The following is a 12,378-nucleotide window of genomic DNA, read 5'->3' on the forward strand; positions in this document are numbered from 1 at the left end:
TCCGGAAAGCAACCGGCAGCCAGTCCATCAAGCGGCACGCCTGGCGAGGCAGATCAAATGGTGAGAATCGAGAAGTTCAAACTCTGGCACGCCGGCGTCGCGGCGATATTGGTCTTCATGGCCTTGTTCGGTTTTCGTCTATGGGTTCTTTCGAACGGAGCTACGCCTGCAGACGGTTCGAGGAGGCTGGCCGTCGAATTCGAGACAAAGCAGCGAAACTACGCGTCGGTGAAATTCAAGGGCGAGGCACCCGCGGCTCCCGCAGTGCCCGCGGGGATCGGCTTACAGCAGAAATACGAAAGAATTGCCTCTGTCGGCGCGGCGAGCTCATCGTTCGAGCAGGATCGTCAAAAGGCGAACGATGAGATCAAGACGCACGCGGCGCTGGTACAGTTCGAGATGATGTCGGGCTTGCCCGGCAATCGCGATCTGCAGCTTGGCATCGGTGTGCCGCCGGACCGTTTTGACGAGCTGTTGTCCGCGATGCGCGCTATCGGGACGACGACCTCGTTCAATGTCGTCAGGAACGACAAGACCAACGAATACCTGAGACTAAGGGCGCATCGCGCGTCGCTCGAGGCCGCACGCACGCAACTGCAGAAGCTGCAGGCCGCGGGAGGGTCGATCGATGAGCGGCTGAACCTTCAAAATCGTCTGAGTGAGATTGAAGAGAAGATGCAGGAGCTGGGCGTGTCGCTGGGAGATTTCGACAGCAACAACGAGTTTGTTACGATCAAATTCGGCCTGCGCGAGAAAACGATTGCTCGTCCGCGTGCATGGCGGTTTCTCGTGTTGAGCGCACTGGAGTGGACGGCCGGGGCTTATCTTGCCCTGGGCCTCGGCTTCCTCGGCATCGTCGCCGGGCTGTGGATATGCGTCGTACTTGTGAAATTCCTGATGAGCGTAACCCGTCCCGAGCGCCCGGCCGGATGATCGGGGGCCCCGCTGCGCATCGTTTTCTCAAAGAACTCGGCTCGGCACAGGAAAAGCGATCATGGATCGCAGAATGGCCTCCGGAATCCGGCCGAATCCAACCCTCACCCGCAATCAAGTGGAGCTGATGCAGGTCGATCCCGTGTCGGCGCCGGAGTTGCCTGGATTTGCCGAACTCGAAATGTCGCCGCGCTCGGTCGAGTTCATGCTCCAGGAGATGTTGTCGAGTTGCGATTAAAGCGCGGACCACCCGCTTCGGATGCAGGCGCGCTCCCATCTGCTCCCAGCGAGACAGGTCCGCGAGGTTTGGAACCGTCGTCCGCACATGGCGCAGAGCGGAGGCATCAATTGTCAGCATCGCTGACGTGCCTCGGCAAAAAGAACGCCCTTCTGATGCCAAACGAAAACTCGTAGCGGCCTCTACGAATTCGTTCTAGTCTTCCCGACGCTCGGTCGACACACGCGACTGACCTAAAGCAAGATCATGTTCAAAGCGCAACCACGATTGCCGCTTCGGCAGCAGTGGGATTTTCGTTTGCGCGACCAGCGTTGGGATGATCGGACTGGAGCCCGACTGAACGCCTGACCACGGTTGACATCGTTCCACGCGAACTGCTGGCGGCCTGTCGAGAAAGCAGGATCAGAACTGGCGAACTTCAAACGGGAGGAACGGCAATGGCTAACAACTTAAGAGGCGCATGTGACGGGATCCTGCAAAGGGTCGTGACTGGCAAGCCCCGCGTTCCGGGCGTGGTGGCGATGATCACCAGTCGCTCGGCCAATATCTATGAAGGCGCCACTGGCGAGCGTGTCCTCGGCGGCCCGGCAATGACGACCGACACGGTCTTCGCCATTTTCTCGACCACGAAAGCGATCACCGGCACAGCGATCCTGCAATGCCTCGAAGAGGGAAGACTCGATCTGGACGCTCCCGCCAAGACCTACGTCCCCGATATCGGCAAGCTCGAAGTGCTCGAAGGATTCGATGCAAGCGGCAATCCGAAGCTGCGGGCGCCGAAGCGCGACATCACCACCCGCATGCTGATGCTGCACACGGCCGGTCTCGGATACGACTTCTTCAACGCCAACTACCTGCGCCTCGCGCAAGAGCGCGGGCAGCCGAGCGTGGTGACCTGCTCGAAGGCATCATTGATGACACCGCTGCTGTTCGATCCCGGTGAAAAGTGGGAATACGGCAGCAACATTGACTGGTGCGGCCAGATCGTCGAGAGCATTCGCGGCAAACGCCTCGGCGAGGTGATGAAGGAGCGGATCTTTACGCCGCTCGGGATGGAGGACATCGCGTTCTCGCTGACCCCTTCAATGCGGTCACGGCTTGCCGCTATTCACCAGCGCGAAGCCGACGGGTCACTGACGCCGCTTCCAGATATGCAATTGCCGCCTGACCCGGAAGTCCACATGGGCGGCCACGGACTCTACGCCTCCATCGGCGAGTATATGAAATTCATCCGCATGTGGCTGAACGATGGAGTGGGGCCGCACGGCCGCGTGCTCAACAAGGAAACTATCGAGGTCGCCGTCCGCAACGGACTGCAAGCGCACCAGACCGTGGTCATGCTGCCCGGCATCATTCCGACATTATCGAACGATGCCGAGTTCTTCCCCGGCCTGAAGAAATCCTGGTCGTATACCTTCATGGTCAACGACGAGGACGCGCCCACCGGCCGGCCAGCCGGCGCGATTGGATGGGCAGGGCTCGCCAACACGTTCTACTGGATCGATCGGAAGAATGGGTTCGGAGGATATTGGGCGACGCAGATCCTTCCCTTCGGCGATCCGGCTTCGTTCGGCGGCTCCCTGGACTTCGAGACGGCCGCCTATGCGACTGGTGAGGCGCGCGCGGCAGCCTAGCGCTGGCGAGCGATACGGCCTGCGCCACCACGCCCCTTGAGGGAAACGGTCGGCGCAGGCCGTGGCGTGCTTCACCACGTTCCGGCGAGCGCAGTCTTACAGCGGCGCAATCAGCGCAGCGTTGGGGACGCGGTGTCGCGACCGTTCTCCCTGCCGTGCTGCCCGCTGCGACCGGATGCGTGGCGACAACACAACTGAACGTACAAGAAAGTGCTCACAACAGGAGGTGTGTCATGGATGTGCAGGTTGATGCACAAAGGGCAGATGCGAAAGCCGATTTCGATGCCATCATCATCGGCGCCGGATTCTCCGGCATGTACATGCTGCATTCGCTGCGCGACAAACTCGACATGAACGTCACCGTGTTCGAGGCCGGCGACGGCGTCGGCGGGACCTGGTACTGGAATCGATATCCGGGCGCTCGCTGCGACTCCGACAGCTACATCTACTGCTACACATTCGACAAGAACCTGCTCCAGGAATGGCACTGGTCCGAGCGCTATCCGGAGCAGGACGAGATCCTGCGCTACCTCGAACATTGCGCCGAGCGCTTCGACCTCAAACCCGACATCCAGTTCGGAAAGCGCGTCGTCGAGGTCGTCTTCGACGAAGGTAGCGAGCTTTGGACGGTGCGTACCGACAAGGGCGACGTTGCCAGGGCCCGCTTTGTCATCACCGCCGTCGGCTCCCTCTCGACCGCCAATGTGCCGCAGTTCAAAGGCCTGGGCTCTTTCAAGGGCAAGTGCTACCACACCAGCCAGTGGCCGCATGACGGCGTCGACTTCACCGCCAAGCGCGTCGGTGTCATTGGCACCGGAGCCACCGCGGTGCAGGCGATCCCGGAGATCGCGCAACAGGCCAAGCACCTGACGGTGTTTCAGCGCACGCCCGCTTTTTGCGTGCCGGCGCGCAACGGCCATGTCGATCCCGAGGTGACCAGGGCGCGCAAGGCCGATTACGACGCGATTCGCCAGCGCATCAAGGATTCGTTCTTCGGTTTCGAGCTGAATTTCATCCCGAAGTCGGTGCTCGAGTCGACACCCGAGGAGCGCGAGCGGGAGTTCGACAGGATGTGGGACACCGGCGGCTTCGCATTCTGGCTGGGCAACTACCAGGACATGTTCTTCTCCAAGGAGGCGAACGATGTCGTGGCCGACTACCTCAAGCGCAAGATCCGCTCGACCGTCAACGATCCGGTGGTCGCCGAGAAACTGACGCCGAAAACCTACCCCTACGGCACCAAGCGCCAGCCGCTGGACACCAACTACTTCGAAACGTTCAACAAGAAGAACGTGCTGCTGGTGGACGCGAGCACCGATGGTCCGATCGAGGAAATTACGCCGGATGGCATTCGCGCCGGCGGCAAGGAGTATCCGCTCGACATCATCGTGGTCGCGACCGGCTTCGATGCGCTGACCGGACCGCTCACGAAACTCGGCATCAAGGGCCGCGGCGGCAGGGCGCTGGCGCAGGAGTGGGAGGACGGCCCGCAGACCTACCTGGGAGTGGCTGTCGCCGGCTATCCGAACCTGTTCATGATCACAGGCCCGCAAAGCCCCTCGGTCCTGTCGAACATGCCGGTGTCGATCGAGCAGCATGTCGAATGGATCACCGACTGCATCGCGCATATGCGGAGAAACAAGCTGACGACCATCGAGCCTGCTCCCGAGGCACAGGACGCGTGGGGCGCCCATGTCGCCGAGGTCGTGAGCGCGACGCTGATGCCCACCGCCAATTCCTGGTACATGGGCGCCAACATCGAGGGCAAGACGCGCCGCTTCTTGCCATATCTAGGCCCCGAAGGAGTCGGCGGCTATCGCAGGAAGTGCGCCGAGATCGCCGAGAACGGCTACGAGGGCTTCGTGTTCGCGAGCCGGGGTCAGGGCGGGACAATGCACCCGATTGCGGCGGAATAGACCAGACAATCGTTGCAAGGGAGCGGCGTCCAGTGTCGCCGCTCCCGGGAAGCACTCGTGAAAACGTTCGATATTCAACGTGCGATTCGTCAGCGTGACGATTGCCACCGGACGCGCCGTCGCCTTGCGCCCCCAGATCTATCGGCAATGTCTCGATGATCACCGCGCTTGGCATTGAAACCGGCACCGCCGACGCCACAACGATGCTCAGATAATTGCCAGTCATCAGCAGCTAGAACGAATAATCAGCATGCTCGCCGGCGGTAAGCTCAAGCCGCGCTATCGTAGCCGGTGCCGAAACCACATGAGCGCCAACCGGATTACATAGTGCACCGGGATAACTGCGGCTGCTGTCTCGCACTATTCACAGCCACAAGATCGGCCGCAGTTCGATTCCTGGGTCGCAATAGGATGTGGGTAGCGCGTTAGGAAAAAAGTTCTGGTGCCCAGGGGCGGAATCGAACCACCGACACTGCGATTTTCAGTCGCATGCTCTACCAACTGAGCTACCTGGGCGTCACAGGAAGGGCCCAAGGCCCATCGAGCGGGCGGTTTATAGTGGCCCGAGGGCGGCCTGTCTACCACGCTTCGCCTTCGGCTTCGCGTGGCGAGGCCACCCGAGGCTGAAAGGCAGAGGGTGCCCGGCGCAGCCCCATGGGCGAAGCCCGGCTGCCGCCACAAGTTATTGAAGCAACACGCTATTCCACATTGTCCTCGTCGCCCTCGCGGCCGGGGATGACGTAGGAGCCGGACAGCCAGCGATGCAGGTCGACATCCCGGCAGCGCGACGAGCAGAACGGCCGCGTCGCCTGTTGCGCCGGCTTGCCGCAGATCGGGCAGGATCTTGGTTTGGGGCGGCTTTCGCCGTCTTTCCTGGATTCATCCGCCATTGGGGGGCCGAGGTTAGCTGAACCAGCCGGAATAAGGGGCGCCAGGCCGCAAGGTTCCGGCCTCAGACAGTCACCGCATTGAGCCAGCCGAAGCGGATCGGGAACCCCTCGCCGGCGAGCAGGGTGGTGGTCTCGTAGAGCGGCAGGCCGACGACGTTGGTGTAGGAGCCGACCAGCTTGACCACGAACGAGCCGGCGATGCCCTGCACGGCATAGCCGCCGGCTTTGCCGCGCCATTCGCCGGAGCCGATATAGGCCTGGATGTCGTCCTCGGACAGGCGCTTGAAGCGCACCCGCGTCTCGATCAGGCGCTGGCGGAAGGCCTCGCGCGGCGTCACCAGGCAGATCGCGGTGTAGACGCGGTGGTTGCGGCCTGACAGCAGCCGCAGGCACTGCGAGGCCTCGTCCACCAGGTTGGCCTGGGGCAGGATGCGGCGGCCGACCGCCACCACGGTGTCGGCGGCGAGGATGTAGGCCCCGCGCAACTCGTCGTCGAGCTGAACCGACTTGAGGGCGGCATCGGCCTTGGCGCGCGCCAGCCGGTTGGCGCAGGCGCGCGGCAGCTCGCCCCGCCTCGGCGTCTCGTCGACATCGGCCGGGCGCAGCGCATCGGGCTCGATGCCGGCCTGATTGAGCAGCGCCAGACGCCGCGGCGAACCGGAAGCAAGAACGAATTTGGGTCGGCCAAGCATTGTGCGGATGTCGGGATGCGAAGCAGGGGGTGAATTGCGCGCGGAACCTATCGGAAGGGGGCTGCTTTCACAACCCGGGAACGGACGACGGCGAAGCTGATTCGCGCATCCCAACAAGCCTGTGCCCGCTGTCTGTGACGCCGTTGTTACGGCGAGGAACAGCGGGTTTGTATTTCCGTGACAATGGCCGGGCTCAGCGTCGTCGGTACATTCTGTTGAGCCGCAAGCTCGCTCCACCTCTCCCGCTTGCGGGGGAGGTCGACGCGCTCGTCAGGGCGCCGCGGGTGGGGGAAAGGTCTGTCCACTCGAACAGCTGCATCTGTGGCGGCACCCCCCACCCCGGCCCTCCCCCGCAAGCGGGAGAGGGAGCGCACTTCCGCCGTGGCGCGAGCTCAACCTAATCTCATCCTGCTACCCGCTCGCGGCGCCGGCCTTGGCGAAGCGCCTGCGGATGCGCTGCCAGAGCTGGTCGGCGACATCGCGATAGGCCGACAGCTTCTGCTCGCTCCACCTCTCCCGCTTGCGGGGGAGGTCGACGCGCTCGTCAGGGCGCGGCGGGTGGGGGAAAGGACTATCCACTCGAACAGCTGCATCTGTGGCGGCACCCCCCACCCCGGCCCTCCCCCGCAAGCGGGAGAGGGAGCGCACTTCCGCCGTGGCGTGAGCTCAATCTAATCTCATCCTGCTACCCGCTCGCGGCGCCGGCCTTGGCGAAGCGCCTGCGGATGTGCTGCCAGAGCTGGTCGGCGACCTCGCGATACGCCGACAGCTTCTGCTCGCGGTTGCCTTCGGCGGTGGTGGGGTCCTGGGTCGGCCAGTACTCGACGTCGGCGGCCAGCGTGCGCGTCAACTCCAGTGCCTTGTGATGGGCCTCGGGCGACAGACTGATGATGAGATCGAAATTGAGCCCCTCCCAGTCCTCCAGCTCCTCGAAGGTCATGGGCTTGTGGGCGGAGATGTCCTGACCGAGCTCGGTCATCACGGCGACCGCAAAGGGATCGACCTCCCCCTTCTTCACGCCGGCCGAGCGCACGTACAGCGTCTTCGGGAACATGTGCTGCAACAGGCTCGCCGCCATCGGCGAGCGCACGCTGTTGAGGCCGCAGACGAACAGCACCGATTGCGGATTGCGCGCGCGGGGCGGCGCCGCATTCATGCGTCACGCTTCTTTGGTTGCGCGCATGACCTTGTCGGAAAACCGGTACCCACTTTTCCGGGTCATGACGCCGTTTGTATTGCGCATGACCTGATCGGAAAACCGGTATCCACTTTTCCGGGTCATGCGCTAGCCCTTCCAGTGAAGGACTGTGATCAGCGTGAACAGGCGCCGCGCGGTCTCGAAGTCGATGCGGACCTTGCCCTTCAGCCGTTCCTGCAGCGTGCGCGATCCCTCGTCATGGATGCCGCGGCGGCCCATGTCGATCGCCTCGATCTTGTCGGGCGTCGCGGTGCGGATCGCCTGGTAATAGCTGTCGCAGATCATGAAGTAGTCTTTGACGATGCGCCGGAACGGCGTCAGCGACAACAGATGGGCGACCACCGGCGTTCCATCCTCGCGGCGGATGTCGAACACCAGGCGGTTGCCGGTGATGCCGATATGCAGCGTGAACGGGCCCAGGCCGTCGGCGCCCGCCGGCGCGAACAGGTTCTCCTCGATCAGGTCATAAATCGCGATCGCGCGCTCATGCTCGATGTCGGGCCCGGACCGGCCGATCGACTCCTCATCGAGCGTCACGCCGACGATGCGGTTCATCGTATCGTCCTGTTCGGGCGGCTTTGTCATGGCAGGTTGAGGCGAATCCCCACCGAACGCGCATGAGCGTCCAGCCCTTCCGCCTTGCCGAGCGTCATCGCCGCCGGTCCCAGCGCGCGCAGCTGGTCCGGTCCGCATTTCAGGATCGAGGTGCGCTTGATGAAGTCATGCACGGAAAGGCCGGAGGAGAAGCGGGCCGAGCGCGCGGTCGGCAGCACGTGGTTCGAGCCGCCGACGTAGTCTCCGATCGCCTCCGGCGTATGCGCGCCCAGGAACAGCGCACCGGCGTTGCGGATCCTCACCGCCAGCGCCTCCGGATCACGCGTCATGATCTCGAGGTGCTCGGCGGCGATGGCGTCCGCGAGCGGCACCGCGTCGTCGAGATTCTTCACCAGGATGGTGGCGCCGAAATCGTTCCACGAGGCGGCCGCGATTTCCGCGCGGGGCAGGGTCTTCAGTTGCGATTCCACCGCCTGCTCGACCTCAGCGGCGAGGCGCACGCTGTCGGTGATCAATATCGATTGCGCGCTGGCGTCATGCTCGGCCTGCGCCAGCAGGTCGGCCGCGATCCAGGATGCATTGGCGCTGTCGTCGGCGATGATCAGCACCTCGGAGGGGCCGGCGATCATGTCGATGCCGACCTTGCCGAACACCAGGCGCTTGGCCGCGGCGACATAGGCGTTGCCCGGGCCGACGATCTTGGCAACCGGCGCGATGGTGGCCGTGCCGTAGGCCAGCGCCGCCACGGCCTGCGCGCCGCCGACGCGGTAGATCTCGGTGACGCCGCCGAGCGAAGCTGCCGCCAGCACCAGCGGATTGAGCTTGCCGCCGGGCGACGGCACCACCATGACGAGGCGCTCGACGCCAGCGACCCTTGCCGGCACGGCATTCATCAGCACCGAGGACGGATAGGCGGCGGTGCCGCCGGGCACGTAAAGACCGACCGAATGAATCGCGCTGTAGCGCCAGCCGAGCTCGACGCCGAGGGAATCGGTAAAGCGTTCGTCCCTGGGCAACTGCCGCTTGTGGAAGGTCTCGATGCGATCACGGGCGAGCTTGAGTGCGTCCAGCGTCGTGGCATCGCAGGCCTTCACCGCCGCATCGATCTCGGCGGCCGACACGCGCAAGGAGGCAGCGTCGAGCTCGAGCCGGTCGAATTTGGCGGTGGCCTCGATCAGCGCGGCGTCGCCGCGCGCCGCCACGTCGTCGACGATGGCGCGCGCCGCCGCCTCGACGTCGGCCGAAATCTCACGCTTGGCAGCGAGAAAGCTCGCGAATCGCTTGTCGAAATCGGCGCTGCTGCGGTCCAGGCGAACGGGCATGATGGGCTTTCCGGGGGCCTTCGAATGTGGCGGTCGAAGCCCCCTGCTCAATGGCGCGGCGGACCATCGCCGTCAACCCTTGGTGCCCATTCTCCGCTGTCGTCCCCGCGCAGGGCGCGTCGTGGGGCAGTTACGCCGTTCCGGGTGGCTTGTCACCCTCGCCGGCACCCTCCCCGGGCTCGCCGTCCCCACCCTCCCCGGCCTCTGCCTCGCCGGTGCCGAGGTCGTCGGGGCCGAGGTCGGTCAGTTCGCATTCCAGGCATTCGACGTCGAGCCGGATCGCCCCACCCTCGCCGAACAGGAGCAGCGCAGTGCCGCCGGGCGGGTCGCTCGAATGAAACTCGATGCCGATCAGCTCCAGCATGTCGTCCGGCGCATGGAGGTCGATGTTGCGCGACTTGCAGGCCAGCACCCGATCGAAACGCAGAGCCGAGATCAGCCGCCGCGGCTCCGTTTCGCCTTCCAGGGTCTGATCCCAGTCCAGCCGGCTCATGCCGACCACCAGGCGTCTCTCGCCCTGACGCCAGATGATGTCGGCGGTGCGCACGTGCGCATCCTGCACGTGCGTCGAGACGACGGCGAGGTCGTCGGCATCGAGGGCGATCAGTTTGAGCTGTGAAGCCACGCCAAACCCTTCACTCGCGGATACGCTCGATCGACGCGCCGCAGGCCTTGAGCTTTTCTTCCAGCCGCTCGAAGCCGCGATCGAGATGATAGACGCGGTTGACGGTGGTCTCGCCCTCAGCGACGAGCCCGGCGATGACCAGCGACACCGAGGCGCGCAGGTCGGTCGCCATCACGGGGGCGCCGCGCAGGCGCGTAATGCCGTCGATCCGCGCCGTCTCGCCGTCCAGTTTAATGCGCGCGCCGAACCGCGCCAACTCCTGCACGTGCATGAAACGGTTCTCGAAGATCGTCTCGGTGATCTCCGAGGCTCCCTGGGCGCAGACCATCAGCGCCATCAGCTGGGCCTGGAGGTCGGTCGGGAAGCCGGGGAACGGCGCCGTCGATACCGTCACCGGGCGCAGGCCGGAGCCGTTGCGGACGACGCGGATGCCGTCGCCGTTGACCGAAATCTCCGCGCCCGCCTGCTTCAGCACGTCGAGCGCCGCCTCGAGCAGCTCGGGGCGGGCGCCCGAGAGCTGCACGTCGCCACCGGTCATCGCGACCGCCATGGCGTAGGTGCCGGCCTCGATGCGGTCGGGCAGCACGGTATGGCGGGCACAGTGCAGCTTCTCCACACCTTCGATGACGATGCGCGGCGTGCCGGCGCCCAAGATGCGCGCGCCCATCTTGTTAAGGCAATCGGCAACGTCGGCCACCTCGGGCTCGCAGGCGGCGTTGGCGATGACGGTGGTGCCCTTGGCCAATGTCGCCGCCATCAGCGCGACATGGGTGCCGCTCACCGTCACCTTCGGAAAATCGATTGTCGCGCCGCGAAGCCCTGCAGGTGCTTTGGCGACGACATAGCCGGCGTCGATCGAGATCTCGGCCCCCAGCTTTTCCAGCGCCATGATCAACAGATCGACCGGCCGCGTGCCGATGGCGCAGCCGCCCGGCAGCGACACCCTCGCTTCGTGCATGCGCGCGAGCAGCGGCGCGATCACCCAGAAGCTGGCGCGCATGCGCGACACCAGCTCATAGGGCGCGGTGGTGTCGATGATGTGGGCGGCCGAGATGTGCAGCGTCTGGCCCTGATACTCGCGATCTCCGGCCCGCTTTCCGACCGAGGTGATATCGACGCCGTGATTGCCGAGGATGCGCTGCAGCTGCGCGACGTCGGCGAGGCGCGGCACGTTCTCCAGGACGAGCGTTTCGTCGGTCAGAAGCGCCGCGATCATCAGCGGCAGCGCCGCATTCTTCGCCCCCGAGATCGGAATGGTGCCGTTGAGCTTGTTGCCGCCGGTGATGCGAATCCGATCCATGCCCCTCTTTCGCCCCCTGCAATTCGTGAGAGTGTATACGGCGAAGCGCGGCGGTGTGGCAAAAACGTGGTTTCAGCCGAAAAATAGGGAATTGATCGAAAGAAGGCCGTCATGCCAGGGTGAGGCGAAGCCTCGAACCGGGAATCTCGAGATTCCGGGTTCGGCCCTGACCGGGTTGCCCCGGAATGGCTCCGAACGGAATGCCTTCAGCCCCTGATGAAGGCGAGCAGGTCGGCGTTGATGGTCTCCGCTTCCGTGGTCGGCATGCCGTGCGGGAAGCCCTTGTAGGTCTTCAACGTTCCGCTCTTGAGAAGTTTCGCCGACAACGGCGCCGAGTCGGCATAGGGCACGACCTGATCGTCGTCGCCATGCATCACCAGGACCGGAATGGTGATCTTTTTCAGGTCTTCGGTGAAATCGGTCTGCGAGAAGGCGACGATGCCGTCGTAATGCGCCTTGGCGCCGCCCATCATGCCCTGGCGCCACCAATTCTGGATGATGGCTTCCGACGGTTGCGCGCCCGGACGGTTGTACCCATAGAACGGGCCGGCGGCGATCTCACGGTAGAATTGCGAGCGATTGGCGGCGAGCTGCGCCTGGAATCCGTCGAAGACTTCCTTCGGCAAGCCGCCGGGATTGCCTGAGGTCCGCACCATCAGCGGCGGCACCGCGGCGATGATGGCCGCCTTCGCGGCCCTGCTCTCGCCATGCCGCGCCAGGTAGTGCACCACCTCGCCGCCGCCGGTCGAATGGCCGACGTGAACGGCGTCCTTCAATTCAAGACGCGCGGTGAGCGCCGCGAGGTCGTCGGCATAGTGATCCATGTCGTGGCCCTCGGCCGTCTGGCTGGAGCGGCCGTGGCCGCGGCGGTCATGGGCGATGACACGGTAGCCGTGACCGAGGAAGAATAGCATTTGCGCGTCCCAATCATCGGAAGACAGCGGCCAGCCATGACTGAAGACGATCGGCTGACCCGAACCCCAGTCCTTGTAGAAAATCTCGACGCCGTCCCTGGTCGTGATCGTGGGCATGTTCTTGCTATCTCCAGGACAACAGCTTTGCCGCGCCGCCGTGG

General features: G+C 64.3%; 12 protein-coding genes, 1 tRNA gene and 1 pseudogene. 4 read left to right on the top strand and 10 right to left on the bottom strand.

Annotated elements, in window-relative coordinates:
• Positions 1-57 precede the first annotated feature (57 nt).
• The 4 genes from HY852_RS17175 to HY852_RS17190 all read left to right on the top strand — a co-directional run bounded on the left by HY852_RS17175 (position 58) and on the right by HY852_RS17190 (position 4,721).
• Entirely contained in the window at positions 58-933 is an 876-nt protein-coding gene (locus HY852_RS17175; RefSeq protein WP_291605976.1) for a DUF4349 domain-containing protein, read from the top strand.
• A gap of 61 nt (positions 934-994) precedes the next feature.
• Positions 995-1,171 (top strand): hypothetical protein, encoded by a 177-nt coding sequence (locus HY852_RS17180; RefSeq protein ID WP_291605977.1) that lies wholly within the window; start codon positions 995-997, stop codon positions 1,169-1,171.
• Between the two features lie 437 nt (positions 1,172-1,608).
• Positions 1,609-2,805: a serine hydrolase gene (locus HY852_RS17185; RefSeq protein WP_291605978.1), complete on the top strand. Its 1,197-nt coding sequence runs from the start codon at positions 1,609-1,611 to the stop codon at positions 2,803-2,805.
• Between the two features lie 233 nt (positions 2,806-3,038).
• Positions 3,039-4,721 (top strand): NAD(P)/FAD-dependent oxidoreductase, encoded by a 1,683-nt coding sequence (locus HY852_RS17190; protein WP_291605979.1) that lies wholly within the window; start codon positions 3,039-3,041, stop codon positions 4,719-4,721.
• Between the two features lie 440 nt (positions 4,722-5,161).
• Here HY852_RS17190 and HY852_RS17195 read toward each other — a convergent pair.
• The 10 genes and pseudogenes from HY852_RS17195 to HY852_RS17240 form a co-directional block, all read right to left on the bottom strand.
• Positions 5,162-5,237, bottom strand: a tRNA-Phe gene (locus HY852_RS17195).
• Between the two features lie 182 nt (positions 5,238-5,419).
• Positions 5,420-5,611, bottom strand: a complete 192-nt coding sequence (gene yacG, locus HY852_RS17200; RefSeq protein WP_291605980.1) for a DNA gyrase inhibitor YacG — start codon at positions 5,609-5,611, stop codon at positions 5,420-5,422.
• A gap of 62 nt (positions 5,612-5,673) precedes the next feature.
• On the bottom strand, positions 5,674-6,303 hold the full coding sequence (locus HY852_RS17205; RefSeq protein ID WP_291605981.1) for a Maf-like protein: 630 nt from the start codon (positions 6,301-6,303) through the stop codon (positions 5,674-5,676).
• Between the two features lie 411 nt (positions 6,304-6,714).
• Positions 6,715-6,807 (bottom strand): annotated as a pseudogene (locus tag HY852_RS27945) (low molecular weight phosphatase family protein); the annotation flags it as partial.
• A gap of 181 nt (positions 6,808-6,988) precedes the next feature.
• Entirely contained in the window at positions 6,989-7,459 is a 471-nt protein-coding gene (locus tag HY852_RS17215) for a low molecular weight phosphatase family protein (RefSeq protein ID WP_291605983.1), read from the bottom strand.
• Positions 7,460-7,588: 129 nt separating this feature from the next.
• Positions 7,589-8,086: a UPF0262 family protein gene (locus HY852_RS17220; protein WP_291605984.1), complete on the bottom strand. Its 498-nt coding sequence runs from the start codon at positions 8,084-8,086 to the stop codon at positions 7,589-7,591.
• The gene (gene hisD / locus HY852_RS17225) at positions 8,083-9,378 is read right to left on the bottom strand and encodes a histidinol dehydrogenase (protein ID WP_291605985.1); all 1,296 of its coding nucleotides are present in this window, start codon (positions 9,376-9,378) and stop codon (positions 8,083-8,085) included. Before hisD ends, HY852_RS17220 begins: the two co-directional genes overlap by 4 nt.
• A 130-nt stretch (positions 9,379-9,508) precedes the next feature.
• Entirely contained in the window at positions 9,509-10,003 is a 495-nt protein-coding gene (locus tag HY852_RS17230; protein WP_291605986.1) for a DUF2948 family protein, read from the bottom strand.
• 10 nt (positions 10,004-10,013) lie between these two features.
• Positions 10,014-11,303 (bottom strand): UDP-N-acetylglucosamine 1-carboxyvinyltransferase, encoded by a 1,290-nt coding sequence (gene murA, locus HY852_RS17235; protein ID WP_291605987.1) that lies wholly within the window; start codon positions 11,301-11,303, stop codon positions 10,014-10,016.
• 206 nt (positions 11,304-11,509) lie between these two features.
• Positions 11,510-12,334 (bottom strand): alpha/beta hydrolase, encoded by an 825-nt coding sequence (locus HY852_RS17240; protein WP_291605988.1) that lies wholly within the window; start codon positions 12,332-12,334, stop codon positions 11,510-11,512.
• Positions 12,335-12,378 lie beyond the last annotated feature (44 nt).

The organism is Bradyrhizobium sp. (assembly GCF_016213215.1).
Lineage (GTDB): Bacteria > Pseudomonadota > Alphaproteobacteria > Rhizobiales > Xanthobacteraceae > Bradyrhizobium.

Excerpts from the sequence above, each read along its gene's own strand:
- HY852_RS17175 (WP_291605976.1), top strand. The coding sequence starts at position 58 with ATGGTGAGAATCGAGAAGTTCAAACTCTGGCACGCCGGCGTCGCGGCG.
- HY852_RS17180 (WP_291605977.1), top strand. The coding sequence starts at position 995 with ATGGATCGCAGAATGGCCTCCGGAATCCGGCCGAATCCAACCCTCACC.
- HY852_RS17185 (WP_291605978.1), top strand. The coding sequence starts at position 1,609 with ATGGCTAACAACTTAAGAGGCGCATGTGACGGGATCCTGCAAAGGGTC.
- HY852_RS17190 (WP_291605979.1), top strand. The coding sequence starts at position 3,039 with ATGGATGTGCAGGTTGATGCACAAAGGGCAGATGCGAAAGCCGATTTC.
- yacG (WP_291605980.1), bottom strand. The coding sequence starts at position 5,611 with ATGGCGGATGAATCCAGGAAAGACGGCGAAAGCCGCCCCAAACCAAGA.
- HY852_RS17205 (WP_291605981.1), bottom strand. The coding sequence starts at position 6,303 with ATGCTTGGCCGACCCAAATTCGTTCTTGCTTCCGGTTCGCCGCGGCGT.
- HY852_RS17215 (WP_291605983.1), bottom strand. The coding sequence starts at position 7,459 with ATGAATGCGGCGCCGCCCCGCGCGCGCAATCCGCAATCGGTGCTGTTC.
- HY852_RS17220 (WP_291605984.1), bottom strand. The coding sequence starts at position 8,086 with ATGACAAAGCCGCCCGAACAGGACGATACGATGAACCGCATCGTCGGC.
- hisD (WP_291605985.1), bottom strand. The coding sequence starts at position 9,378 with ATGCCCGTTCGCCTGGACCGCAGCAGCGCCGATTTCGACAAGCGATTC.
- murA (WP_291605987.1), bottom strand. The coding sequence starts at position 11,303 with ATGGATCGGATTCGCATCACCGGCGGCAACAAGCTCAACGGCACCATT.
- HY852_RS17240 (WP_291605988.1), bottom strand. The coding sequence starts at position 12,334 with ATGCCCACGATCACGACCAGGGACGGCGTCGAGATTTTCTACAAGGAC.